This window comes from Streptomyces sp. CB02923 (assembly GCF_001905005.1).
Classification (GTDB): Bacteria; Actinomycetota; Actinomycetes; order Streptomycetales; family Streptomycetaceae; genus Streptomyces.
Genome location: NZ_LWKZ01000012.1, coordinates 1,219,976 through 1,244,851, shown reverse-complemented (window position 1 = coordinate 1,244,851; position 24,876 = coordinate 1,219,976). Strand labels below are relative to the sequence as shown.

Annotated in this window: 25 protein-coding genes; 7 read left to right on the top strand and 18 right to left on the bottom strand. The window is 71.5% G+C overall.

From position 1 onward, the window contains the following. Position 1: 1 nt before the first annotated feature. Together A6A06_RS17130 and A6A06_RS17125 are read right to left on the bottom strand one after the other, a co-directional pair. Entirely contained in the window at positions 2–568 is a 567-nt protein-coding gene (locus A6A06_RS17130) for a phosphoribosyltransferase family protein (protein WP_073762017.1), read from the bottom strand. A 275-nt stretch (positions 569–843) separates the two neighbouring features. Further along, on the bottom strand, positions 844–1,746 hold the full coding sequence (locus A6A06_RS17125) for a LysR family transcriptional regulator (RefSeq protein ID WP_073762016.1): 903 nt from the start codon (positions 1,744–1,746) through the stop codon (positions 844–846). 95 nt (positions 1,747–1,841) lie between these two features. Here A6A06_RS17125 and A6A06_RS17120 point away from each other — a divergent pair, with 95 nt between their 5' ends. Genes A6A06_RS17120 through A6A06_RS17110 form a run of 3 tightly spaced genes read left to right on the top strand, consistent with a single transcriptional unit; the run spans position 1,842 to position 5,241 of the window. After that, entirely contained in the window at positions 1,842–2,546 is a 705-nt protein-coding gene (locus tag A6A06_RS17120) for a succinate dehydrogenase cytochrome b subunit (RefSeq protein ID WP_073762015.1), read from the top strand. 2 nt (positions 2,547–2,548) lie between these two features. Next, a complete protein-coding gene (locus A6A06_RS17115; protein WP_073762014.1) occupies positions 2,549–4,498 on the top strand; it encodes a fumarate reductase/succinate dehydrogenase flavoprotein subunit in 1,950 nt (649 codons plus the stop codon). Continuing rightward, positions 4,495–5,241 carry a succinate dehydrogenase/fumarate reductase iron-sulfur subunit gene (locus A6A06_RS17110; RefSeq protein WP_073762013.1) on the top strand — a complete coding sequence of 249 codons (747 nt, stop codon included), beginning with the start codon at positions 4,495–4,497 and terminating at the stop codon, positions 5,239–5,241. The genes A6A06_RS17115 and A6A06_RS17110 overlap by 4 nt, the downstream gene beginning before the upstream one ends. Before the next feature lie 18 nt (positions 5,242–5,259). Here the strand turns inward: A6A06_RS17110 and A6A06_RS17105 are convergent, their stop codons facing one another. The 10 genes from A6A06_RS17105 to hisD all read right to left on the bottom strand — a co-directional run bounded on the left by A6A06_RS17105 (position 5,260) and on the right by hisD (position 12,227). Further along, on the bottom strand, positions 5,260–6,030 hold the full coding sequence (locus A6A06_RS17105; RefSeq protein WP_242440768.1) for a LysM peptidoglycan-binding domain-containing M23 family metallopeptidase: 771 nt from the start codon (positions 6,028–6,030) through the stop codon (positions 5,260–5,262). Positions 6,031–6,181: 151 nt separating this feature from the next. Continuing rightward, positions 6,182–6,403 carry a hypothetical protein gene (locus tag A6A06_RS17100; protein WP_073762012.1) on the bottom strand — a complete coding sequence of 74 codons (222 nt, stop codon included), beginning with the start codon at positions 6,401–6,403 and terminating at the stop codon, positions 6,182–6,184. An 83-nt stretch (positions 6,404–6,486) separates the two neighbouring features. After that, positions 6,487–7,242, bottom strand: a complete 756-nt coding sequence (gene hisF, locus A6A06_RS17095) for an imidazole glycerol phosphate synthase subunit HisF (RefSeq protein ID WP_073762011.1) — start codon at positions 7,240–7,242, stop codon at positions 6,487–6,489. After that, complete coding sequence (locus A6A06_RS17090; RefSeq protein ID WP_073762010.1) at positions 7,239–7,634, bottom strand: RidA family protein; 396 nt, start codon at positions 7,632–7,634, stop codon at positions 7,239–7,241. The genes hisF and A6A06_RS17090 overlap by 4 nt, the downstream gene beginning before the upstream one ends. Beyond that, complete coding sequence (gene priA, locus A6A06_RS17085; RefSeq protein WP_073762009.1) at positions 7,631–8,356, bottom strand: bifunctional 1-(5-phosphoribosyl)-5-((5-phosphoribosylamino)methylideneamino)imidazole-4-carboxamide isomerase/phosphoribosylanthranilate isomerase PriA; 726 nt, start codon at positions 8,354–8,356, stop codon at positions 7,631–7,633. Before priA ends, A6A06_RS17090 begins: the two co-directional genes overlap by 4 nt. 11 nt (positions 8,357–8,367) lie before the next feature. Further along, positions 8,368–9,033, bottom strand: a complete 666-nt coding sequence (gene hisH, locus A6A06_RS17080) for an imidazole glycerol phosphate synthase subunit HisH (protein ID WP_073762008.1) — start codon at positions 9,031–9,033, stop codon at positions 8,368–8,370. Continuing rightward, positions 9,030–9,194 carry a hypothetical protein gene (locus A6A06_RS41730; protein WP_199930901.1) on the bottom strand — a complete coding sequence of 55 codons (165 nt, stop codon included), beginning with the start codon at positions 9,192–9,194 and terminating at the stop codon, positions 9,030–9,032. Before A6A06_RS41730 ends, hisH begins: the two co-directional genes overlap by 4 nt. Continuing rightward, positions 9,191–9,784, bottom strand: a complete 594-nt coding sequence (gene hisB / locus A6A06_RS17075; RefSeq protein ID WP_003984418.1) for an imidazoleglycerol-phosphate dehydratase HisB — start codon at positions 9,782–9,784, stop codon at positions 9,191–9,193. Before hisB ends, A6A06_RS41730 begins: the two co-directional genes overlap by 4 nt. Beyond that, complete coding sequence (locus tag A6A06_RS17070) at positions 9,781–10,896, bottom strand: histidinol-phosphate transaminase (protein WP_073762007.1); 1,116 nt, start codon at positions 10,894–10,896, stop codon at positions 9,781–9,783. Before A6A06_RS17070 ends, hisB begins: the two co-directional genes overlap by 4 nt. Positions 10,897–10,904: 8 nt before the next feature. Next, entirely contained in the window at positions 10,905–12,227 is a 1,323-nt protein-coding gene (gene hisD / locus A6A06_RS17065; protein WP_073762006.1) for a histidinol dehydrogenase, read from the bottom strand. Between the two features lie 359 nt (positions 12,228–12,586). On the opposite strand from hisD, the gene A6A06_RS17060 reads away from it, so the two are divergent. The 3 genes from A6A06_RS17060 (at position 12,587) to ybaK (ending at position 15,851) form a co-directional block, all read left to right on the top strand. After that, the gene (locus A6A06_RS17060) at positions 12,587–14,152 is read left to right on the top strand and encodes an oxidoreductase (protein WP_073762226.1); all 1,566 of its coding nucleotides are present in this window, start codon (positions 12,587–12,589) and stop codon (positions 14,150–14,152) included. A gap of 265 nt (positions 14,153–14,417) precedes the next feature. Next, positions 14,418–15,239, top strand: coding sequence for an LON peptidase substrate-binding domain-containing protein (locus A6A06_RS17055; RefSeq protein WP_073762005.1), 822 nt, complete (start codon positions 14,418–14,420; stop codon positions 15,237–15,239). An 81-nt stretch (positions 15,240–15,320) separates the two neighbouring features. Continuing rightward, entirely contained in the window at positions 15,321–15,851 is a 531-nt protein-coding gene (ybaK, locus tag A6A06_RS17050) for a Cys-tRNA(Pro) deacylase (RefSeq protein WP_073762004.1), read from the top strand. A 338-nt stretch (positions 15,852–16,189) separates the two neighbouring features. On the opposite strand, the gene A6A06_RS17045 is transcribed toward ybaK, so the two are convergent. From A6A06_RS17045 to A6A06_RS17030, 4 genes are all read right to left on the bottom strand, one after another. Then, entirely contained in the window at positions 16,190–16,879 is a 690-nt protein-coding gene (locus A6A06_RS17045; protein ID WP_073762225.1) for an ABC transporter permease, read from the bottom strand. Between the two features lie 140 nt (positions 16,880–17,019). Continuing rightward, positions 17,020–17,877: an ABC transporter permease gene (locus A6A06_RS17040; protein ID WP_073762003.1), complete on the bottom strand. Its 858-nt coding sequence runs from the start codon at positions 17,875–17,877 to the stop codon at positions 17,020–17,022. Continuing rightward, positions 17,874–18,881, bottom strand: a complete 1,008-nt coding sequence (locus A6A06_RS17035; protein WP_073762224.1) for an ABC transporter ATP-binding protein — start codon at positions 18,879–18,881, stop codon at positions 17,874–17,876. The genes A6A06_RS17040 and A6A06_RS17035 overlap by 4 nt, the downstream gene beginning before the upstream one ends. Before the next feature lie 114 nt (positions 18,882–18,995). Beyond that, positions 18,996–20,327: an NYN domain-containing protein gene (locus A6A06_RS17030; RefSeq protein WP_073762002.1), complete on the bottom strand. Its 1,332-nt coding sequence runs from the start codon at positions 20,325–20,327 to the stop codon at positions 18,996–18,998. 274 nt (positions 20,328–20,601) lie between these two features. On the opposite strand from A6A06_RS17030, the gene A6A06_RS41725 reads away from it, so the two are divergent. After that, on the top strand, positions 20,602–20,778 hold the full coding sequence (locus tag A6A06_RS41725; protein WP_199930899.1) for a hypothetical protein: 177 nt from the start codon (positions 20,602–20,604) through the stop codon (positions 20,776–20,778). A gap of 86 nt (positions 20,779–20,864) precedes the next feature. Here A6A06_RS41725 and A6A06_RS17025 read toward each other — a convergent pair whose 3' ends face one another. Together A6A06_RS17025 and dnaE are read right to left on the bottom strand one after the other, a co-directional pair. Continuing rightward, the gene (locus A6A06_RS17025) at positions 20,865–21,110 is read right to left on the bottom strand and encodes a hypothetical protein (protein WP_199930898.1); all 246 of its coding nucleotides are present in this window, start codon (positions 21,108–21,110) and stop codon (positions 20,865–20,867) included. A gap of 217 nt (positions 21,111–21,327) precedes the next feature. Then, positions 21,328–24,870: a DNA polymerase III subunit alpha gene (gene dnaE / locus A6A06_RS17020; protein WP_073762000.1), complete on the bottom strand. Its 3,543-nt coding sequence runs from the start codon at positions 24,868–24,870 to the stop codon at positions 21,328–21,330. Positions 24,871–24,876: the final 6 nt, after the last annotated feature.

Genomic DNA, 24,876 nt, shown 5'->3' with positions numbered 1-24,876 from the left:
GTCAGCCCAGGACGGCCACGCGGCCGGAGTCCGGGTCGACGGCGATGCGGATGACGGAGCGGACCTCGATGCCGAAGCGTTCGGCGACCCGCTGCCGGCCGCCGTTCTCCGGCTTCTCCACCGCCACCAGGACTTCTTCGACCCGGGCACCGGCCGCCCGGACGGCCTCGATCAGGGCGATGAGGGTGCCGCCGGTGCTGATGGTGTCGTCGACGATCGTCACCCGGTCGCCCGGCTCGATGCCGTTGATGTAGAGCGTGCCCGCGAAGTACTCGCTGTCTATGGGCACCGAGATGCCGTGGTCGCTCAGGTCGTAGGTGTACCAGCGGGCGACCGCGAGCGGCAGTCCGACGGCCAGTGACACCGCGCCGCCGAGGATCGCTCCCTTGTCCTCCTCGACCAGGATCTTCCCGGCCTCGAAGGTGCCCAGTTCGACCAGCCGGCTGGTCGCCTCCGCGAGCACTTCCGGGCGGAGTGCGGGCGACTGGTCGGTGAATTCATTCACCGTGGTGATGTGTCGCCCTGATTTGACGGTCGGCGCGCCCGCGTAAACTTCTTCCAGCAACATCGGCATTCCTTGCCTTTCCCCCGTTGGTGCCCATTGCTGTGCCGTCTTCCGGCAAGTGCAGCCTTTTTTACCGCCGCAAACGTAGAAAAGGCAATGGCCTTCCTGGCTTCTGCCTGGAAACAGCCTGTTCGCCTTGGGGCCCCTGGGCCGCGCGAGAATTCGCGCCCCCTGCCACCTGGGCACCGGCCCCGCCGGAGGCGCGCGCTTTCCGGGTTGTGTGACTGAAAACAGCCCTGCCATCGGTTCCGGACAGGCTGTCAAGGTGCCGGGACCCGTCACCTGCCCGGCATCTCCAGCCCCGGATGTGTCAGCAGGATGCGCCGGAGTTCGCGGGCGGCCCGTGGCGGCGAGACGTCCCCCCGGTGCGCGACCGAGATCACCCGGTGCATGTCCGGGCTGGCGAAGCGGGTGACGCGCAGCCCGGAACGTTCGGCGACCATGCTGGGGACGACCGCGACGCCCAGCCCGGCCCGTACGAATCCCAGCACCGCGTCCATCTCGCCGCCCTCGACGGTGAAGACCGGCTCGAACCCGGCCGCCCGGCACGCCGCCATGGTGAATTCCCGCAGGTCATAGCCGCGCCGGAACATCGCCAGCGGCCGGTTCTGCAGATCCTCGACGCGCATCCGCCGGCCGCCTGCCACCGGGGCCGGGCGGTCCGGCGCGGAGACCACGACCAGTTCCTCCCGCAGCAGTTCGGCGGTAGCCAGCGCCGGGGCCTGCTCCGGAAGCGGTGTGATGATGAGCGCCAGGTCCAGTTCACCGTCCGCCAGAACGCGTACCAGGTCCTGCGAACCGTCCTCGTGGACGACCAGTTCCACGCCCGGGTAGGCGGCGTGGAAGACGCTCAGTACGTCCGGGACCAGGCTCGCGCACAGGCTGGGCGGCGCGCCGAGCCGCAGCCGGCCGCGCCTGAGCTGCGCGACCTCCTGCACCTCGCGCCGGGCGGTCTCGGTGTCGGCGATGATGCGCCGGGCCAGCGGCAGCAGGGTCCGGCCCGCGTCGGTGAGGGTGATGTGGCCGCGCGCCCGGTGGAAGAGATCGGCGCCCAGCTCCCGCTCCAGGGCCTTGATCTGCTGCGACAGGGAGGGCTGCGCGACGTGCTCGCGTTCGGCGGCGCGGGTGAAGTGGCGGGTGTCGGCGACCGCCGCGAAGTAGCGGAGTTGCTGGAACTGCATACCGCCGATGATAGGCGTCGATAGGAAGGCCCTATGGAGATCAGCCGTTCCATGTCTTGGACTGATGGGCCGGGCGGTCCTTAACGTCAGGACTCATGGCACTGGACACCCGGACGGAACGACGGCCGTCCTTCGCGGGCCTGCTGTGGCGCTCGACCGTCGGCAAGAAGACCGCGATGGCGGTCAGCGGCGTGGTGATGCTGCTGTACCTGGTCGCGCACATGCTGAGCAACCTCAAGATTTTCTTCGGGCCCGACGAGTTGAACGGCTACGCGCACTGGCTGCGCACCGTCGGCGAACCCTTTCTGCACCACGAGTGGTTCCTGTGGATCGCCCGGGTGGTGCTGCTGGCCGCCGTCGTCACGCACGGCGTGGCCGCCTTCCAGCTCAGCCGCCGCGACATCAGGGCGCGGCCGAGCAAGTACGCGCACCGGAAGCGGCGCACCAGCTACGCCACCCGCACCATGCGCTGGGGCGGCGTCATCCTCGCGCTGTTCATCGTCTGGCACATCCTGGACCTGACGACGCTGACGGTGAACCCGCGCGCCGAGGCCGGGCACCCGTACCAGAACCTGATCGCCTCCTTCGACCGCTGGCCCGTCACCACGCTCTACATCGTGGCGATGCTCGCCCTCGGCCTGCACGTCCGGCACGGGTTCTGGAGCGCCGCGCAGACGCTGGGCGTCGGCAGCGCCGCCCGCGACCGGGTGCTCAAGACCGTCGCCAACCTCCTCGCCCTGGTGCTGACGGCGGGCTTCGTCGCCGTACCGGTGGCCGTCGTGACCGGAGCAGTGAGCTGACCATGACCTCGTACACCGATTACCGGACCGGGGACCCGGTCGCCGACGGCAAGGCGCCCGCGGGCCCGGTCGCCGAACGCTGGGACACCCGCCGCTTCACGGCCAAGCTGGTCAACCCGGCCAACCGCCGCAAGCACACCGTCATCGTCGTCGGCACCGGCCTGGCGGGCGGCTCCGCCGGTGCCACACTCGCCGAGCAGGGCTACCACGTCGTGCAGTTCTGCTACCAGGACTCGCCGCGCCGCGCCCACTCGATCGCCGCGCAGGGCGGCATCAACGCCGCGAAGAACTACCGCAACGACGGCGACTCCGTACACCGCCTGTTCTACGACACCGTCAAGGGCGGCGACTTCCGCGCGCGCGAGTCCAACGTGCACCGCCTCGCGCAGATCTCCGTCGAGATCATCGACCAGTGCGTGGCGCAGGGCGTGCCCTTCGCCCGGGAGTACGGCGGACTGCTCGACACCCGCTCCTTCGGCGGCGTGCAGGTCTCCCGTACGTTCTACGCCCGCGGCCAGACCGGACAGCAGCTGCTGCTCGGCGCCTACCAGGCGCTCTCCCGCCAGATCGCCGCGGGCAACGTCGAGCTGCACCCGCGTACGGAGATGCTGGACCTGATCGTGGTGGACGGCCGGGCGCGCGGCATCGTCGCCCGCGACCTGGTCACCGGCCGCATCGACACGTACTTCGCGGACGCCGTCGTCCTCGCCTCAGGCGGCTACGGCAACGTCTTCTACCTGTCGACGAACGCCATGAACTCCAACGCCACCGCCATCTGGCGGGCCCACCGGCGCGGCGCGTACTTCGCCAACCCCTGCTTCACCCAGATCCACCCCACCTGCATCCCGCGCACCGGCGACCACCAGTCCAAGCTGACGCTGATGAGCGAGTCGCTGCGCAACGACGGCCGTATCTGGGTGCCGAAGGCCCAGGGGGACGACCGCCCGCCCAACAAGATCCCCGAGGACGAGCGCGACTACTACCTGGAGCGGATCTACCCCTCCTTCGGCAACCTCGTCCCCCGCGACATCGCCTCCCGCGCGGCGAAGAACGTGTGCGACGAGGGGCGCGGCGTCGGCCCCGGCGGCCAGGGCGTCTACCTGGACTTCGCGGACGCCATCGCCCGGATGGGCCGCAAGGCCGTCGAGGAGAAGTACGGCAACCTCTTCGACATGTACGAGCGGATCACCGCGGAGAACCCGTACGAGGTCCCGATGCGGATCTACCCCGCCGTGCACTACACGATGGGCGGCCTGTGGGTCGACTACGACCTCCAGACCACCGTCCCCGGCCTGTTCGCCGTCGGCGAGGCCAACTTCTCCGACCACGGCGCCAACCGGCTCGGCGCGTCCGCCCTCATGCAGGGCCTGGCCGACGGCTACTTCGTCCTGCCGTCCACGATCAACGACTACCTGGCCCGCAACCCCCACCACGACGACATCACCGCCGACCACCCCGCCGTCCAGGAAGCCCTGGCCGAAACGGAGGACCAGCTCAACCTCCTGCTGTCCGTCGACGGCGACCGCACCCCCGACTCCTTCCACCGCGAGCTGGGCGAACTCATGTGGGAGCTGTGCGGCATGGCCCGTACGGAAACGGGCCTGCGCAAGGCGCTCGACCGCATCCCGCAGATCCGCGAGGAGTTCTGGCGCCGCATCAAGGTGCCCGGCACCGGTGAAGAGTTCAACCAGTCGCTGGAGAAGGCCAACCGCATCGTCGACTACCTGGAACTGGCCGAGCTGATGTGCCTCGACGCGCTGCACCGCGCCGAGTCCTGCGGCGGCCACTTCCGCGAGGAGTCGCAGACCCCGGACGGCGAGGCGGCCCGCCGCGACGAGGCGTACTCCTACGCCGCCGCCTGGGAGTTCACCGCCACCGGCGCCGCTCCCGTCCTGCACAAGGAAGACCTCGTCTTCGAGTACGTCCACCCCACCCAGCGGAGCTACGCATGAAGCTGACCCTGCGCGTCTGGCGGCAGCACGACGCCGACGCCGACGGCGGCATGTCCACCTACGACGTGGACGGCATCTCCCCCGACATGTCCTTCCTGGAGATGCTCGACACCCTCAACGAGGAACTCATCCTCAAGGGCGACGACCCGGTCGCCTTCGACCACGACTGCCGCGAAGGCATCTGCGGCGCGTGCAGCCTCGTCATCAACGGCGACGCGCACGGCCCGGAGCGCACCACCAGCTGCCAGCTGCACATGCGGTCCTTCCGGGACGGCGACACGATCGACGTCGAGCCGTGGCGCGCGGCGGCCTTCCCCGTCGTACGGGACCTGGTCGTCGACCGCTCCGCGTTCGACCGGATCATCCAGTCCGGCGGCTACATCACCGCGCCGACCGGCGCCGCGCCCGAGGCACACGCCACGCCCGTGCCGAAGCCGGACGCCGACTTCGCCTTCGAGCACGCGGAGTGCATCGGCTGCGGCGCGTGCGTGGCGGCCTGCCCGAACGGTTCGGCGATGCTGTTCACCTCGGCGAAGGTCAACCACCTCAACGTCCTCCCGCAGGGCGCGCCGGAACGCGAGAGCCGGGTCCTGGACATGGTCACCACCATGGACGACGAGGGCTTCGGCGGCTGCACCCTCGCCGGGGAGTGCGCCACCGCCTGCCCGAAGGGAATCCCGCTGTTCAGCATCACGAAGATGAACCGGGAGTACGTACGGGCGGCCCGCAAGGGCAGGCGGTGATCCGGCCGTCCCCGCGGCTCAGTCGAACGCGCCGTGCCTGCGCAGCCAGGCCATCGGGTCGACCGCCGACCCGTGGGCGGGGGTCGAGCGCACCTCGAAGTGCAGGTGCGGGCCGGTGACGTTGCCGGTGGCGCCGGACCGGCCGATGCGCTCGCCGGCGTCGACGGTCGCGCCCACCGGCACCCGGATCTGCGACAGATGCGCGTACTGCGTGTACGACCCGCTGTGATGGCGTACGACGACCTCGTACCCGAACGCGCCGCCCCAGCCCGCCGTCACGACGGTCCCGCCGCGGGCGGCGCGGACGGCGGTGCCGACGGGTACGGCGAAGTCCTGCCCGGTGTGCCCGTTGGCCCAGTGGCCGCCACCGGCCCCGAACCCGGCGGTGAGCGTGCCGCCCCTGACGGGCCGTACGGCGTCGTTTCCGGCCGCGGCGCGCACGGCGGGCCGTTCGGCGGCGCGGGAGGAGCGCCGCTGCGGCGCCGCGGCCGGACCGCTCAGCTTCAGTTTCGTACCGACCTTGATCAGGTCCGGATCACCGCCGACCGCCGAGCGATTGCTCGCGTACAGCTTCGTCCAGCCGCCCTTGACCCCCTGCTTCGCGGCGATCTCGGAGAGGCTGTCACCGGGGGCGACGGTGTACGTCCCGCCGTCCGCGGCGGAGGCGACGGACGCGCCGACGACCGGCAGCGCGAGGGTGGCGGCCGCGGTCGAGGCGCGGGTCAGTAATCGCCCCGCACCACTGCGGCGGCGGGGTGCTCGGTGACGGCCGGTCGGGGAGAACATCATCGCGGGGCGTCCTTCCGGTGGGCATCCGGGATCCGAACGCGAGCACGGTATGGAGACCTCGCCCATGAACACAAGCACCACGGGGGAATCGGACAGCGGCTGTCCCGATAGGCCCGTTACGCGCCCGGGTCGAGCCCCTCCGCAGTTCCCTTCACGTTCCCTTGCCGTCACTCGGAGGCAAGACGGCCTCGAACGGGCCGACTGCACCAGAGCGGGCAGCGCACTCGGCGGCGGACCTCTGCCGCCTTCTGCGCGCGACGCTCTCGCAGACGATCGCGTACGCCAGCCGCTCGACCGACACGCCCGCCTTCTCGGCTCCGGCGCGCAGTTCGGTCAGTTCTTCCTCGGTGACATCAACCGTGATCGCAGGCATGGCCGCAGACTAGACGGCTCACAGCCGCGCCCGCTCCCGACGTCACCGCTACGGGTGACCGGCCGTACTCACTCGCGACCGGATCACCGCACCGGATGCCCCGCCCCCCGCAGCGTCTCCTTGACCTCGCCGATCCGCAGATCACCGAAGTGGAAGACGGAGGCGGCCAGCACCGCGTCCGCACCGGCCTCGACCGCCGGGGGGAAGTCGGTCAGGCGGCCCGCGCCGCCGCTGGCGATGACGGGGACGGTGACGTGCTTGCGGACGGCGGCGATCATTTCCGTGTCGTAGCCGTCCTTGGTGCCGTCGGCGTCCATGGAGTTCAGGAGGATCTCGCCGGCGCCGAGCTCCGCGGCGCGGTGGGCCCATTCGACGGCGTCGATGCCGGTGCCGCGGCGGCCGCCGTGCGTGGTGACCTCGAAGGAGCCGGTCTCCGTGCGGCGGGCGTCGACGGACAGGACCAGGACCTGGCTGCCGAAGCGTTCGGCGATCTCGCGGATCAGGTCGGGGCGGGCGATGGCGGCGGTGTTGACGCCGACCTTGTCCGCACCGGCGCGGAGGAGCTTGTCGACGTCCTCGGGCGCGCGGACGCCGCCGCCGACGGTGAGCGGGATGAAGACCTGCTCGGCGGTGCGCCGCACCACGTCGTAGGTGGTCTCGCGGTTGCCGGAGGAGGCCGTGATGTCGAGGAAGGTCAGCTCGTCGGCGCCCTCCTGGCCGTAGATTTTGGCCATTTCGACGGGGTCGCCGGCGTCGCGGAGGTTCTTGAAGTTGACGCCCTTGACGACCCGGCCGTTGTCGACGTCCAGGCAGGGGATGACTCGGACCGCCAGGGTCATGTGCTCGTGGCCTCTCTGAATGCTTCGAGTTCGACTTCGACCAGTACGCGCGAGTCGGCGAAGCCGGAGACCACGACCAGGGTCGCGGCGGGCCGTACGGCGTCGAAGAGTTCCTTGTGGGCGCGGGCCGCCTCGTCCACGTCCCGCGCGTGGGTCAGGTACATGCGGGTGCGGATGACCGCGTCGGCCCCGAGCCCGAACGGCTCCAGCGCCGCCAGCGCGTTGCTGAAGGCGACCTTCGTCTGCTCGTACGGGTCGCCCTCCCCGTACAGCACGCCGCCGGCCAGCGGCATCGTGCCGGCGACCAGGACGCGGTCGCCGGCCGCCACGGCGCGCGCGAAGCCGATGATCTCTTCCCAGGGACTGTCGGTCTGCGCGCGCTCGATGGTCATGACGACACGGCCTCCAATGCCTCTTCCAGGGTGAATGCCTTGGCGTAGAGCGCCTTGCCGACGATCGCGCCCTCCACACCTTCCGGTACCAGTGTGGCGATGGCGCGCAGGTCGTCCAGGGAGGAGACGCCGCCGGACGCGACGACCGGCTTGTCGGTCGCGGCGCAGACGTTGCGCAGCAGTTCCAGGTTGGGGCCCTGGAGCGTGCCGTCCTTGTTGATGTCGGTGACGACGTAGCGGGCGCAGCCCTCGGAGTCCAGGCGGGCCAGCGTCTCGTACAGGTCGCCGCCGTCGCGGGTCCAGCCGCGGCCGCGCAGCGTCGTACCGCGTACGTCCAGGCCGACCGCGATCTTGTCGCCGTGCTCGGCGATGACCTTGGCGACCCACGCGGGGGTCTCCAGCGCGGCGGTACCGAGGTTGACGCGCTTGCAGCCGGTGGCGAGCGCGGCCTCCAGGGACGCGTCGTCGCGGATGCCGCCGGAGAGTTCGACCTTGATGTCCATCGAGCGGGCCACCTCGGCGATCCGCGCGCGGTTGTCGCCGGTGCCGAACGCCGCGTCGAGGTCGACCAGGTGCAGCCACTCCGCGCCGGACTGCTGCCAGGCCAGCGCGGCCTGCAGCGGGTCACCGTAGGACGTCTCGGAGCCGGACTCGCCGTGCACGAGGCGGACCGCCTGGCCGTCGCGGACGTCGACGGCGGGGAGGAGTTCGAGCTTGCTCATCGCGGAGGGTCCTAGAGGGTCTTGGTCCAGTTGGACAGCAGCTGGGCGCCGGCGTCGCCGGACTTCTCGGGGTGGAACTGGGTGGCCCACAGCGGGCCGTTCTCGACGGCGGCCACGAACGGCTCGCCGTGCGTGGCCCAGGTGACCTGGGGTGCGCGGATGTGCGGGTTGCCGACTTCCAGCTCCCAGTCGCGTACGGCGTAGGAGTGCACGAAGTAGTAGCGGGCGTCGGCGGGCAGGCCGTCGAACAGCCGCGTGCCCTCCGGTGCCTCGACGGTGTTCCAGCCCATGTGCGGGACGACGTCGGCCTTGAGCGGGCCGACCGTGCCGGGCCACTCGTCCAGGCCCTCGGTCTCCACGCCGTGCTCGATGCCGCGGGCGAAGAGGACCTGCATGCCGACGCAGATGCCCAGGACCGGGCGCCCGCCGGACAGGCGGCGGCCGATGACCCAGTCGCCGCGGGCCTCGCGCAGGCCCTTCATGCAGGCGGCGAAGGCGCCCACGCCGGGGACGAGCAGTCCGTCGGCGTTCATGGCCTTGTCGTAGTCACCGGTGATCTCCACGTCGGCGCCGACATGGGCGAGGGCGCGCTCGGCGGAGCGGACGTTGCCGAAGCCGTAGTCGAAGACGACGACCTTCTTGGCGGGCGTGGCGCTCTTCGCGGGTGCGGCGCTCAATTCCAGACCTCCAGGCGGAGGATGCCGGCGACCAGGCACATGGCCGAGCCGATGCCCAGCAGGACGAGCACGCTCTTGCCCATCCCCTGCTTCCAGAAGGAGTAGAGCCCGCCGAGCAGGAAGAGGCCGAGGACGATGAAGACGGTGGAGAGGCCGTTCACAGCGCTCCCTTGGTGGACGGGAGGATGCCGGCGGCGCGCGGGTCACGCTCGCTGGCGTACCGCAGCGCGCGGGCCAGCGCCTTGAACTGGCACTCCACGATGTGGTGGGCGTTGCGGCCGTACGGGACGTGGACGTGCAGGGCGATCTGCGCCTGCGCGACGAAGGACTCCAGGATGTGCCGGGTCATCGTCGTGTCGTACGTGCCGATCATCGGCGCGATGTTCTCGGGCTCGGTGTGCACCAGGTACGGACGCCCTGAGAGGTCGACGGTCACCTGGGCGAGCGACTCGTCCAGCGGGACGGTGCAGTTGCCGAAGCGGTAGATGCCGACCTTGTCGCCGAGGGCCTGCTTGAAGGCGGCGCCCAGCGCGAGGGCGGTGTCCTCGATGGTGTGGTGGGTGTCGATGTGCAGGTCGCCGTCGGTCTTGACCTTGAGGTCGAAGAGGCCGTGCCGGCCGAGCTGGTCGAGCATGTGGTCGTAGAAGCCGACGCCTGTCGACACATCGACCTGGCCGGTGCCGTCGAGATCGATCTCGACCAGCACCGAGGTCTCCTTCGTGGTGCGCTCCACGCGCCCAACGCGGTTCATCGGTTCTCCTTCAGTACTGCACGGACCGCGTCGAGGAACGCGTCGTTCTCGGCCGGGGTTCCCGCGGTGACCCGCAGCCAGCCCGGTACGCCGTTGTCACGGACCAGGACACCGTGGCCGAGCAGGGCCTGCCAGGCGGCGTGCTGGTCATCGAACCTGCCGAACTGGACGAAGTTGGCGTCGGAGTCGACCACCTCGCAGCCGGCCGCGCGCAGTTCGTCCACCAGCCGGTCGCGCTCGGCCTTGAGCTGTTCGACGTACTTCAGGAGCGTATCGGTGTGCTCCAGGGCGGCGAGCGCGGTGGCCTGGGTGACGGACGAGAGGTGGTACGGCAGGCGTACCAGCTGGACGGCGTCGACCACGGCCGGATCGGCGGCCAGGTAGCCCAGGCGCAGCCCGGCGGCGCCGAACGCCTTGGACATGGTGCGCGAGACGACCAGGTTGGGGCGGCCCTCGATCAGCGGGAGCAGCGAGGGACGGTGGCTGAACTCGCCGTACGCCTCGTCCACGACGACCAGCGCGCCGCCGGTGCCGGCACGGGCGGCCTGCGCGGCCTCGTACAGCGCGAGAACCGTTTCGGCGGCGACGGCGGTGCCGGTGGGGTTGTTGGGCGAGCAGACGAAGACCACGTCGGGCCGCAGCTCGCCGATGGCCGCCACGGCCGCCTCGACGTCGATGGTGAAGTCGTCGTTGCGCGGCCCGGAGATCCAGCCGGTGCCGGTGCCGCGGGAGATCAGGCCGTGCATCGAGTACGAGGGCTCGAAGCCGATCGCGGTGCGGCCCGGACCGCCGAAGGTCTGGAGCAGCTGCTGGATGACCTCGTTGGAGCCGTTGGCGGCCCAGACGTGGGCCGCGGTGACCTCGTGGCCGCCGGTGCGCGTCAGGTAGGCGGCGAGTTCGGTGCGCAGCTCGACCGCGTCCCGGTCGGGGTAGCGGTTCAGCTCGCGGGCGGCCTCGGTGACGCGCTCGGCGATCCGCCGCACCAGGGGCTCGGGCAGCGGGTACGGGTTCTCGTTGGTGTTCAGGCGTACCGGTACGTCGAGCTGCGGCGCGCCGTACGGGGACTTGCCGCGCAGCTCGTCCCGGATGGGGAGGTCGTCGATCTTCGTCACGTGCCTGCTCACTTGCTCTGCGGGACCTTCCAGTCGAACCTGGCCTTCAGCGCGGCGCCGTGGGCCGGGAGATCCTCGGCCTCGGCGAGGGTCACCACATGGTGGGCGACCTCGGCCAGCGCGTCGCGGCTGTAGTCCACGACGTGGATGCCGCGCAGGAACGACTGGACGGACAGACCCGAGGAGTGGCAGGCGCAGCCGCCGGTGGGCAGGACGTGGTTGGAGCCGGCGCAGTAGTCGCCGAGCGAGACGGGGGCGTACGGGCCGACGAAGATCGCACCGGCGTTGCGCACCCGGGCGGCGACCGCGGACGCGTCGGCGGTCTGGACCTCCAGGTGCTCGGCGCCGTACGCGTCAACGACCTTCAGGCCCTCGTCCACGCCGTCCACCAGCACGATCGCGGACTGGCGGCCGGCCAGCGCGGCGCCGATCCGCTCGGTGTGCTTCGTCGCGGCCACCTGGGTCTTCAGCTCGGTCTCGACGGCCGCGGCCAGTTCGGCCGAGTCGGTGACCAGGACGGCGGCGGCGAGCGTGTCGTGCTCGGCCTGGCTGATCAGGTCGGCGGCGACGTGCGCGGCGTCGGCGGTGGCGTCCGCGAGGACCGCGATCTCGGTGGGACCGGCCTCCGCGTCGATGCCGATACGGCCCTTGAGCAGGCGCTTGGCGGCGGCGACGTAGATGTTGCCGGGGCCGGTGACCAGGTTGACGGGGCGGCACTCCGCGGTGCCGTACGCGAACATGGCAATCGCCTGGGCACCGCCGGCCGCGTACACCTCGTCGACGCCGAGCAGGGCGCAGGCGGCGAGGATGGTCGGGTGCGGCAGGCCGCCGAACTCCGCCTGCGGCGGGGAGGTGACGGCGACGCCCTCGACACCGGCCTCCTGGGCCGGAATCACGTTCATGACCACGGAGGACGGGTAAACCGCCAGGCCACCGGGTACATACAGGCCGACGCGCTCGACCGGGACCCAGCGCTCGGTGACCGTGCCGCCGGGGACGACCTTGGTGGTGACGTCCGTACGGCGCTGCTCGCGGTGGACGATCCGGGCGCGCCGGATCGACTCCTCCAGGGCGGCCCGGACGGCCGGGTCCAGCTCCGCGAGCGCCCGCTCCAGCGCCTCGGCGGGCACCCGCACCCGCTCGATGGCGACGCCGTCGAACCGATGGGCGTACTCGATCAGCGCGGCCGTCCCACGATGGCGCACGTCCTCGCAGATGGGCCGCACCTTCTCCAGGGCGGCTTCCACGTCGAACTCGGCACGGGGCAGCAGGTCGCGCAGGGCGCCGCCCTCGGGGAGGGCGTCACCGCGCAGATCGATTCGGGAGATCACCCCTCCAGTGTCTCAGACCCGTTCCCGGGCCCGAGCGCCCGTATCAGTCGGTGATACACAGCACCGGGACCGCGTCGGGGCTGGTGGGGCCGGGGACGGCGGCCAAACCCCTGAGACCGTCTCGAATCGATCCTCACGTTTCGCGTTCGAGTGGTCACGCAGCGGGCATGGGGTTCGTACGGACGTACGAGCGTACGGAGTGGCGCGGCGGACGCGGGGCATGTGGCGCGGTCGGCGTGCAGAAACGGTTGGACGCGGCCACCGCGCACGCGGGACCGTACGGAACCGCTCGGGGGAGCGGGGAAAGGGGGGATGGCACGGTGGCCACGCCGGAAGAGGGCGACGCACCCGCAGAGCTGATGCTGAACCCTGCCGAGTGGAGCCTGTGGCAGGCGTTCCGCAACGGCAGCACCTGCGACCTGCGCACCGGCGACCCGGCCAGGGACGACCCGCACGGGCAGTTCCGCTGGGGCCCGGAGCGCCGGGTGCGCGCCCGCATCGTCGCGCTCCTGCTGCTGGAGGGGCCGCCCGCGCAGCCCGGCCGGGTCTCCGCGCTGAAACTGGCAGGTGCGTACATCACCGACACTCTCGACCTTGCGGGCGGCACGATCAAGCCATTCGTGGAGCTGCGCGACTGCCGCTTCCAGAACGAGGTCGTGCTGCCCGAGAGCCGCTTCACCACCCTGCGGATGGTGGGCTGCGCGATACCCCGGTTCGAGGCGGCCCGGCTGCACACCGAAGGCGACCTGCACCTGCCGCGCTGCGTCGTGCGCTCCGGCATCCGCCTGACGGACGCGCACATCGGCACGGACCTGCTGCTCAACCAGACGGTGGTGCACAAGGACCGGCAGGGCCGCTCGGTGATGGCGGACGGGCTCACCGTCGCCCAGGACCTCCAGGCCGAGATGATGGAGTCCTACGGCGAGCTGTCGCTGCGCGGCGCGACGATCGGCGTGTCGCTGAGCCTGCGCGGCAGCCGGCTCAGCAACCCGTACGGGCGCCGCGCCCTGAACGCCCCCCAGATGACGGTCGAGCGCACCCTCTACCTGACCGGCGCGGGCCTGGCCAACTCGCCGTTCTCCAGCGCCACCGCCACACCCCCGTACGGCATCGCCCACACCCCCACCCGCGGCACCCGTATGCAGCGCTTCGAGTGCGAGGGCGGGATGCGCCTGGACGACGGGCGCTTCGGTGACGCCGTCGACTTCGAGCAGGCCCGCTTCATCATGGAGGCCGACCAGGAACTGTCGCTGCGCCGCATCCAGACCCCGGAGCTGCGCTTTCTGGGCGAGCGGCCGCAGCGCGGGCGGGTCATCCTCTCCGGCGCGCGGGTCGTCAACCTCGTCGACAAGGCGGCGAGCTGGCCGGGGCTCGGCGGCCTGTGGATGGCGGGATTCAACTACGAGACGCTCATCCCGCGCGGGCACTTCCCGCTGTCCCGCCGGCTGGAGTGGGTCGCCGCCGCCACGCCGGAGTACGCGCCGGAGCCCTACGAGATGCTCGCCACCGCGCTGCGCAGCGGCGGCGAGGACTCCGACGCGCGCGAGGTGCTGCTCGCCAAGCAGCGGCGGCGGCGCGAGACGCTGCCGCTGGCCGCCAAGTCGTGGGGCGTCCTCCAGGACTGGACGGTGGCGTACGGCTACCGGCCGGGGCGGGCCGCGGTCTGGATGGTGATCCTCTGGGCCCTCGGCACGGTCTACTTCGCCCAGTCCCCGCCCCCGGCCCTCAAGCCGGGCGAGGCGCCGCCCTGGAACCCGTACCTCTACTCCCTCGACCTGCTGCTGCCGGTGATCGATCTCTACCAGGGGTCGTCGTGGAAACCGGACGGCGGCTCCCAGTGGGTCGCCGCGATCATGATCCTCACCGGCTGGGTCCTGGCGACGACGGTCGCGGCGGGCGCGTCGCGGCTGCTGCGCCGGCAGTAGGAGCGCGCGGGGGCGCGTGGCGCCGGGCGGGCTTCCGGAAGGGGCGGCGCGGGGCGTCCGGCGGCCCCGGCGCCGGGTTACCGGAGGGCGGGCGGCCGTGCGCCGCCTGGATTCCGGCCCCTGGTCCGGGGCCGGATCAGGGCGGGCCCTGGGGCCGTTCGGAGGCCGTACGTCACCGGAACGGAGCCCGTCGTGCCCTCGCGCGGGGCCCCGGATTGCGGGCCGCGAACCACACCCGCCTCCACAGGCTCTAGGCTTACGGGCTGTGACCTCCGTGCGCCTACCGCTCTTCCCGCTGAACTCGGTGTTGTTCCCGGGACTCGTCCTCCCGCTCAACGTCTTCGAGGCGCGGTACCGGGCGATGATGCGCGACCTCCTCGCCCTGCCCGAAGACGAACGCCGTTTCGGGGTCGTCGCGATCCGCGACGGCCGCGAGGTGGCGCCCTCCTCCCCCGGCCTGCCGGACAGCACGGCGCTGCCCGCCGACGGGCCGGGCGCGGGCTTCGGCCCCGACCCGATCAGCGCCTTCCACACCGTGGGATGCGTGGCCGACGCGGCCACCATCCGCGAGAAGAGCGGCGCCCCCGGCTCGGCCCTCGCCTCCGACGAGGCCGCCGAGGCCGCCGCCGACGCGGCGCTCTCCCCCGGCACCGGACCCGACGCCCCCGGGTACGAGGTGCTGGCCACCGGCACCACCCGCTTCAAGCTGCTGTCGGTGGACTCCTCGGGCCCGTACCTGGTCGGCGAGGTGGAGGAGTTGGAGGAGACCGACGGCGAGGGCGCCGGCGCGCTGGCCTCCGGTGTCGTACGGACCTTCCGCAATTACCAGAAGCGGCTGGCCTGGGCGAACGAGCGCACGCTGTCCAGCGGCCAGGACCTGCCCGACGAGCCGTCGGTGCTGTCGTACCTGGTGGCGGCCGCCGCCGTGCTCGACATCCCCGCCAAGCAGCGGCTCCTGGAGGCGCCGGACACCGCGGCCCGGCTCACGCAGGAGCTGAAGCTCCTCCGCCAGGAGACCGCGGTGATCGGCAAGCTCCCGTCGCTGCCCGCGGTGGACCTGACCCGGCACCCCACCAGCCCCAACTGAGGCGGGGGCCGCCGCCCCTTTCCGTACCCGTACCTGTCCCCGTACCGACGACCTCTACGAGCGAGCCGAGGCGCGACGACCTTGTCCAAGAAGCCGAAGCGGACCAAGCAGCCGAAGAACGGGAAGCAGCCGGCCGGCGCCGGCGGCACCCCGGCGACCGTCGCCCTCACCGAGGCGGGCGTCGACTTCACCCTCCACGCGTACGAGCACGACCCGGCCGCCGCGTCATACGGCGAGGAGGCCGCCGAAGCGCTCGGCGTCTCCCCCGACCAGGTCTTCAAGACGCTCCTCGCCGAGGTGGACGGCGCGCTGACCGTCGCCGTCGTACCGGTCTCCGGCTCCCTCGACCTCAAGGCCCTGGCCGCGGCGGCCGGCGGCAAACGCGCCGTGATGGCCGACCCGGCGGCGGCGGAACGCAGCACCGGCTACGTACGCGGCGGCATCTCGCCGCTCGGCCAGCGCAAGCGGCTGCGTACGGTGATCGACGCGTCGGCGGCCGCGCACGCGACGGTGTGCGTGTCGGCCGGACGCCGCGGGCTGGAGGTCGAACTGGCCCCCGCCGACCTCCGGAACCTCACGGAGGCAACGCTCGCGGAGATCGCGCGCGACTGAGGCACGGCCGACGGCGCGCCTTGGAGCACAACCGAGGGCGCGGCTGAGAGCGCGGCTGGGGGGCCGCCTGAGGGCGCGGTGCCGCACGGTGCCCATGCGGCCGGGCGCGCCCCATGCGCCGTTTGCCGTGTTCCGCGCGGCCGGATGTACCCGTACGCCCCGGCCGTCACGACGCCAGGCCTTTACGCCCCCGCCGTCCTCCGATACGACCCGTGGAGGAGGTACGCCATGTCGAAGAAGACCCGTAAGCGGAAGTGGCGCATCAAGAAGGGCAAGGCCAATCACGGGCGGCGCCCCGCCTGAGACACGGAGCGAGCCCGCCGCGCGGCGCGGCCCCGTCAGCCGTCCGACGGCGGCGGGGTCTGCTGCGTTCCGGGAAACCACTCCGGCTCCGGCGGCTCCGGGTCGCGGGGACCGAAGAGGCCGGTCAGGAGCAGGTGGGCGATCATGGCGCCGGCCGGCCAGGCGAGCAGCGCGCCCTTGGCCTCAAGGCGCAGCGGCCCGTCGAAGGGCACGCCCTTGCCTGCCTCCGCCGCGCGCGCCGCCAGGTCGGACGACGGCCCCAGCCAGACGCCCAGCCGCCAGGCCACCACGGAGCCGAGCAGTCCGCCCACCACCAGCGCCACCACCAGCGGGATGCCCCCGCCTCTGCGGATCAGGAACGCCACCGCCGCGCACACCACACCGAAGCCCAGGGCCAGCAGGATGAAGGTGCCGTCCCCTCCTATGGCCTCCTCGCCCTCGATGTTCTTGAGGTAGACGTTGCCGATGCCGTCCCCGATGAGCGGGACGTGCGGCGCCAGCCACGCCCACAGGACGCCCAGCAGCGCGCCGCACACCGTCACCGCGAGCGCGATCAGCGCCGCCTCGCGCAGTTCACGGCGGAATGCGGCCCGGTCGTGCACGGCGGACCCTTCGGAGGTCGGTTCGGACGACGCCCCGGACGGACTGGCCCAGGGGTTGTACGGGTGCTCGGACGGTCGGTTCTCGTGCGGTTGGTCGTCGTGCGGCGTCTGCGGTGCGGTCACCCCGTCATCGTGCCAGGTGGGCACGGTGCCGCTGTCGGCAGGACGGTTCCGCGGCCGGTTCCGGCCGGTCTGCCCGGCCCCGTCCGCCGGGCCCCGCGCGTCGCCCGGAGCCCCGGAAGGCCGCCGCCCCGCCGGATCCGTCACCGTACGGCCGCCCGGCGGTACGCCCAGGTCGCCACGGCCAGCGACAGGACGCCGACGGCCGCGCAGACTCCCAGGTCCACGAGGACCGCCAGCCAGTCGGGCCGGGCGTCGAAGCCGCGCGCCAGGGCCTCGACCCCGTAGGTCGACGGCAGCAGGTCTCGCGCGTACGAGATCGGCACGGGCAGCCCGGCGGCCGGCAGCACACCCAGCAGCAAGGCCGCGGACATGCCCAACTGGCCGCAGAGTGTGGCCAGTTCCGGCCGCGGCGCGAGCAGGCCCAGCGCGGCGCCGAGCCCGGCGAGGGCCGCTCCCGCCAGCGGGATCACCGCGATCAGCACCCACAGGTTCGCCATCGGCAGCTGGAACAGCAGACACCCGGTCACGGCCGTGACCACGGTCCCCGGCGCGGTGAACGAGGCGTACGCGGCGGCCGCGCCCAGCACCACCGCGGCGGGCGGCACCGGCAGCGTGGCGTAGTGGTCGAGGCCGCCGCTGGCGCGCAGCTGCCCGAAGTACTGGGCCAGCAGGTTCAGCGCCACGAACGCCACGACCAGCACACTCGAACCGGCCACGACGGCGCGCGCGGCGTCACCCCCGTCGACCACACCGCGCATCAGGACCATGATCCCGATCGACTGGAAGGTCGCCACGAACAGCAGCGGGATGCGGGCCACCCGGGCCCGCGACAGCTGGGCCCGGTACACGGCACCGAGAGCGGGCAGCAGACGGGCCGCGGGCGCCAGCGGCGCGGGGGCCGGACCGTCCGCGTCCGGCCGCGGGCCGGCGGCGCTCCCCGGCCCGGCCGCGGCCGACGCCACCGCCTGTGCCTTCGCCTCCGCGGGAACCACGCTCACGCCTTCACCAAGCCTTCCTCCGTACGGCCCCCGAGCGCGAGGTACACATCTTCCAGGCTCGGCGTCGCGAGTGTGAAGTCGTCCAGCGCGGCGAAGGCCGGACCGGCCGTCACGGCGGCCACCGCCTCCCGCGCCCGGTCCGGCGGCAGCCGCAGCGTCCAGCGCCGCCCGCTGGCCCGTGCGTCCTCGCGCAGCGCGGCCACCGCGGGCACGTCCAGCGGCGCCTGCTCCCGCCACACCAGCTCCAGCCGCACCTCTTCACCCACCAGGCTCTTCAGCCCGCCGGGCGTGTCGCAGGCGATGACCTTGCCGCGGTCGATCACCGCGACCCGGTCCAGCACGCTCTCCGCCTCGATGACGTTGTGCGTCACCAGCAGCACGGTGGCGCCGCGTTCCGCCCGGCGCCGGTCCACGGCGGCCCACACGGCGCGGCGCGCCACCGGGTCCATGCCGGTGGTCGGCTCGTCCAGGACCAGCAGCGGCCGCTCGCCGACCAGTACGGCGGCGAAGCACGCGAGGCGGCGCTGGCCCCCGGAGAGCCGCTTGAGCGGGCGTCCGGCGATCTCGCCGAGCCCCAGCTCCGCCACCACCTCGTCCCGCTCGGCGCGCGCGTCCCGGGCCGCCAGGCCGCGCAGGCGGCCGGTGGTCTCCACGGCCAGCGCGACCGTCATCTCGTCCAGGGCGCTCGACTCCTGGCCCAGGTATCCGAGCAGGCGCGAGGCGCGCTCCGGGTGCCGGACCAGGTCGTGGCCCAGCACGGTGACACTGCCGGAGTCGGGGCGCAGCAGCCCGGTGAGCTGCCGCACCAGCGTCGACTTGCCGGCTCCGTTCGGCCCGAGCAGCCCGAAGATCTCCCCCCGGTGCACGTCCAGGCCGATCCCGTCACTGGCCCGCACGGCCGGCGTCCCCGCCGCTCCCCGCCGCCCGCGCACCGCGGGGTACGTCTTGACCAGGTCCCGCACGGCACACACCGGCTCGCCGCGCTCCACCCGCTTCGCACCCATCCTCACGAGCAACGAGCGTACGCGCATCCGAGCCCATGACTGTCCTCACCCCCTGCGCGCGGCGGAGGCGGGGCCGCCGGACCGCGCCGTCCGGACCTGCGGGCGGCTCCGCCCTCACTCCCCCACCGGCACGTGGGACGCCGCCGTCCGGAGGTCGACTTCGCGCCAGAAACCGGCGCGGATCGCATACCGGTCGTGCTCGTCGATCTGGTCGTCCTTGTGGGCGAGGAGGCCGAAGCGGGCCGCGTAACGGAGCAGTTCGCCGTCGATGCGGTGCGGAATGCGGGGGTACTCCGTGGAGATCTGCTGGAGGTGGGCCGTGTCGGAGAGCCGTTCCGTCCAGCGGCGGGCGAAGACCTGGCCCACTTCGAAGGGGTCGCCGCTGACGGCCGTGATGTCCTCCTCGCGGTCGGCCCAGCGCTGCTCCGCGCTGGTGAGCTGGGCGAGTGTCGGGAGCGAGGCGGTTTCGGGCGGTTCGCCGACCGGGCCGCCGCGCTCGACCCAGCCCTTGTCGGAGGACCAGCGCAGCGTCGCGCTGGGGACGGGGGCCGGGGCCCCAGAGGCCCCGCCCGGCCCGGCGCCGGGCCCCCGGTTCAGGTCGGCGAGGTCCTTCGGGGTGGGGACCGGCGCGCCCTTGCCGCCCGGCGCGCCGCCCTCGGCGTCCCGCTCGGCGGCGCCCGGCCGGGCGCACGCCCCGGTGGAGCCGGCCCGCTCCGCGGGGGCGGGCCGCGGTGTGCCGTTCGCGCCGTTGCGGTCACGGACGGCGGCCCGCTCCGCGTCGTGGGCGGCGGAGGCCGCGGCCGCGGCGGCCGCGACGGCGGATTCGGGCAGGGGCGCCGAGAGGATGGCGGCGATCTCCGGCCGCGGTACGGGCGGCGGCGCGCAGGGGCCGCCGAGCTCCTTGAGGCGCACGGCGCGGGTGATCCACGCCCGGTCGAGGACCCGCCGCTCGTCGGCCTCGGCGACGAGGTCCTCGGACTGGTTGTAGTCGCCGTCGGCGGCCTGTACGGCCCACAGGTGTACGGCGACGCCGTGCTCCTTGGCCGACATCAGGCCGGGCAGCAGGTCGCCGTCGCCGGTGACGAGCACGATGTCGGAGCAGGCCCGGTTGCGGGCCAGTTCGGTCAACTCCGCGTGCATCGCGGCGTCGACGCCTTTCTGGGCCCAGCGGCCGTCGCTGCGGGTCAGCGCGCCGAGCCGGACGGTGACCCGCGACATGACGCGCAGCCGCCGGTGCTCGGGCTGCGGCACCCGGTCGGGCGCGCCGTCGAACCAGTAGATGCGCAGCAACGGCCGTTCCGTGTCGGCCTCGGCGCGCTGTCGCAGGCCCTGGATGAGGGCGGCGTGATCGACAGTGATCCGGGACCGGGTGGGCTCTCCGGCGAGCAGGCTCGCGGCGGCGCCCAGCAAGTATCCGGCGTCCACCAGGACGACGCAGCGATCCACGTTCCACCCTCTTCCCTGAGGTGCTGAAGTCGGACGCCCCCCGGCTCGGCCCGTGGCCCGAGATTTTTGCTTCTGCTTTCCTTCGAGTCTGCCCGACCGTACGGGGGTTAACTGCCCGAACTCGATCATCGGCGTGGCGGATCCGGCGCCGAGGGCGAACACACCACGTGGAGCGACGCATTACTCACGGTAATTGCCCGAAATGCGCGGAACAACGGCGCGTGTAAGCCTGGTCACGGCCCCGATCCCAGGATCCCCCTCAGGAGGCACGGTCATGGCCAAGAACAAGAATCGCGACCGTAATCAGCAGGAGAAGGGCGCTCAGACCACTGAGCGCAACCGCCAGGACGCCGAGCGGTCGGCGATGGAGGCCCAGGCATCGGCCCAGTCCGTGGAGGCGACCCCGCGCGACGTTGCCCGTAAGCACCAGCGCCGCTTCGGCCACAACTGACTGCCGTCACACAGCAGTAGAGGGGCGCACCCGTTTGGGGTGCGCCCCTCTTGCGCTCCGTGCGCCGTCTCTGCCTCCGGCGAGCCTCAGTCCGTGAAGCCGTGCCGCTCGTGGGCCGCCGCGAAGTAACGGGGCTGCGTCAGGTCGGACGCCTTGGTCCGGCACGCCGGGCGGCCGCCGCTGACGATGTCGTACGCCGCCTGGACGTGCCGCACCCGGTCGGTCATGTCCAGACCCGGGAAGTAGGCGGCCAGGCCGTGGCGGGCCTGCAGGGGCGAGAGGTGAGCGTCCCTGAGGAGGAAGACGGCCTTGTTGATCACTGCTGCGTTCATTGACGAAACCATCCCTCACGCGAAAGTTCGTTCCGTTGGGAACGCTACTCGCGTAGATGTCCGGTTTACGCCATGGCTTTCCACCGGTTGGGCAAATTAGTTTCGCGGTTGTACAAAGTCGCCACGCACCCTGTCGGCCGTACGGAGCCCGGGGGCGTCACGGTGCCGGGAACCTCGGCCCCCGGCACCGCTCACCCACTCGGCCCGCTCAGCCCGCTCAGCCCGCCAGGCAGGACGGCCCCAGCAGCACCTTCAGGTCGCCGAAGAGGGACGGGTCCGGCGTCACCCGGTGCCGGTCCAGCCGGAGCACCGTCGTCTTGCGCGCCCCCTGGAGCTTGATCCGCACCTCGGTCGCGCCGCGGTGGCTGGTGAGCACCTCGCCCAGTTTCTCGACCAGCGGCGGGGTGACCTTGACCGTGGGGATCGTGATCGTCACGGGGGCGTTGGCGCCGGCCTCCGAGAGGTCGGGAACCATCATCTCCATGGCGACCAGCCGCGGGATGTCCTCGCGCTTGTCCAGCCGCCCCTTGACGAAGACGACGGTGTCCTCGACGAGTTGGGTGGAGACCAGCTGGTACGTCGCCGGGAAGAACATGCACTCGATGGAGCCGGCCAGGTCCTCGACGGTGGCGATGGCCCAGGCGTTGCCCTGCTTGGTCATCTTGCGCTGGAGGCCGGAGATGATGCCGCCGATGGTGACGATCGAGCCGTCGGAGTAGTCGCCGCCGGTCAGCTGGGAGATCGCCGCGTCCGCCTTGTCGGACAGGACGTGCTCCAGGCCGAACAGGGGGTGGTCGGAGACGTACAGGCCGAGCATCTCGCGCTCCTGCGCGAGCAGGTACGTCTTGTCCCACTCGATGTCGGAGAACTCGATGTCCATGCCGAAGCCGGGGCCGTCGTCGGCGCTGTCGTCGCCCATCCCGCCGAAGAGGTCGAACTGCCCCTCGGCCTCCTTGCGCTTGACCTGCACCACGTTGTCGATCATGGGTTCGTAGTGCGCGGTCAGGCCCTTGCGGGTGTGCCCCATCTCGTCGAAGGCACCCGCCTTGATCAGCGACTCCGTGGTGCGCTTGTTGCACACGACCGCCTCGACCTTGTCGAGGTAGTCGGGGAAGGAGGAGTACTTCCCCTTGGCCTTGCGGCAGCGGATGATCGAGTCGACGACGTTCTGGCCGACGTTGCGCACGGCGGTGAGGCCGAAGAGGATCACGTCGTCGCCCTGGGCGGCGAAGTTCGCCAGGGACTCGTTCACGTTCGGCGGGAGCACCTTGATGCCCATGCGGCGGCACTCGTTGAGGTAGACCGCCGACTTGTCCTTGTCGTCGCGCACCGAGGTGAGCAGCGCGGACATGTACTCCGCCGGGTAGTTCGCCTTGAGGTAGGCGGTCCAGTACGTGACGAGTCCGTACGCGGAGGAGTGCGCCTTGTTGAACGCGTAGCCGGCGAAGGGGACCAGGACGTCCCACAGCGCCTGGATCGCCGCGTCGGTGTAGCCGCCCTTGCGGGCACCGGCCTGGAAGATGGTGAAGTTCTTCGCCAGTTCCTCGGGCTTCTTCTTGCCCATGACGCGGCGGAGGATGTCGGCCTCGCCGAGGCTGTACCCGGCGACGATCTGGGCGGCCTTCTGCACCTGCTCCTGGTAGACGATGAGGCCGTAGGTCAGACCGAGGGTCTCCTTGAGCGGCTCCGCCAGCTCCGGGTGGATCGGGGTGATCTCCTGGCGGCCGTTCTTGCGCTCGGCGTAGTTGATGTGCGAGTTCATGCCCATCGGGCCCGGCCGGTACAGGGCCGACACGGCGGAAATGTCCTCGAAGTTGTCGGGCTGCATCTGGCGCAGCAGCGAACGCATCGGACCGCCGTCGAACTGGAAGACGCCGAGGGTGTCACCGCGGCAGAGCAGTTCGTACGTCTTCGGGTCGTCGAGCGGGATCTCCAGGAGGTCCAGCGTGACGCCCTTGTTGGCCTCCACCATCTTGCGGGCGTCGTCCATGATGGTGAGGTTGCGCAGGCCCAGGAAGTCCATCTTCAGCAGGCCGAGCGACTCGCACTGCGGGTAGTCCCACTGCGTGATCGTCACGCCGTCGGTGTGCCGCGTCCAGAGCGGGGCGTGGTCGACGATCGGCTCGCTGGACATGATCACGCCGGCCGCGTGCACACCCATCTGCCGGACCAGGCCCTCGACGCCCTTGGCGGTGTCGATGACCTTCTTCACGTCCGGTTCGTTCTCGTACATCCCCCGGATCTCGCCCGCCTCGCTGTAGCGGGGGTGCGCGGGGTCGGTGATGCCGTTGAGGTCGATGCCCTTGCCCAGGACGTCGGCGGGCATCGCCTTCGTGAGCCGGTCGCCCATCGCGTACGGGTAGCCCAGCACCCGCGCGGAGTCCTTGATGGCGTTCTTCGCCTTGATCTTGCCGTACGTACCGATCATGGCGACCTTGTCCTCGCCGTACTTCTCGGTGACGTACCGGATCACCTCGACGCGCCTGCGCTCGTCGAAGTCGATGTCGACATCGGGCATCGAGACGCGCTCGGGGTTGAGGAACCGCTCGAAGATCAGACCGTGCGTGACCGGGTCGAGGTCGGTGATGCCCATCGCGTACGCGACGATCGAACCCGCGGCGGAACCACGGCCGGGGCCCACCGCGATGTCGTTGCGCTTGGCCCACATGATGAAGTCGGCGACCACGAGGAAGTAGCCGGGGAACCCCATCTGGATGATGACGTCCATCTCGTACGCGGCCTGCTTCTGCCGGTCCTCGGGGACGCCGCCCGGGTAGCGGCGCTCCATGCCGCGCCGCACCTCCTCCTGGAACCAGGTGACCTCGGTGAACCCCTCGGGGATGTCGAACTTCGGCATCAGGTCGCGCTTCTCGAACATGCCGGTGGTGTCGATCTGCTCGGCGACCAGGAGGGTGTTGCGGCAGCCCTCCTGCCAGGCGTCCGAGGAGTCGATGGCGTACATCTCGTCCGTGGACTTCAGGTAGTAGCCGGTGCCGTCGAACCGGAAGCGGTCGGGGTCCGAGAGGTTCTTGCCGGTCTGGATGCACAGCAGGGCGTCGTGGGCGGTCGCCTCGTGCGCGTAGGTGTAGTGGGAGTCGTTGGTGACCAGCGGCGGGATGCCGAGCTTCTTGCCGACCTCCAGCAGACCGTCGCGGACCCGGCGCTCGATCTCGATGCCGTGGTCCATCAGCTCCAGGAAGTAGCGGTCCTTGCCGAAGATGTCCTGGTATTCGGAGGCGGCCTTCAGCGCCTCGTCGAACTGGCCGAGGCGCAGCCGGGTCTGCAGCTCACCGGAGGGGCAGCCGGTGGAGGCGATCAGGCCCTCGGACCACTGGGAGATCGTCTCCTTGTCCATCCGGGGCCACTTCTGGAGCCAGCCCTCCCGGTACGCGTCGGAGGAGAGCTTGAAGAGGTTGTGCAGCCCGGTGCTGTTCGCCGCCCAGATGGTCTTGTGGGTGTAGCCGCCGGAACCGGAGACGTCGTCGCGCTTCTGGTGCGGCTGGCCCCACTGGATCTTGCGCTTGGTGCGCCGCGACTCGGGCGCCACGTACGCCTCGATGCCGATGATCGGCGTGACGCCGGCCGACTGGGCGGAGTGGAAGAAGTCGTAGGCGCCGTGGAGGTTGCCGTGGTCGGACATGGCGATGTGCGTCATGTCCATTTCTTTGCACGCGTTGAACATGTCCTTCAGCCGCGCGGCACCGTCCAGCAGCGAGTACTGGGTGTGCACGTGCAGATGCGTGAAGGGCGGCTTGGCCACGGCGGA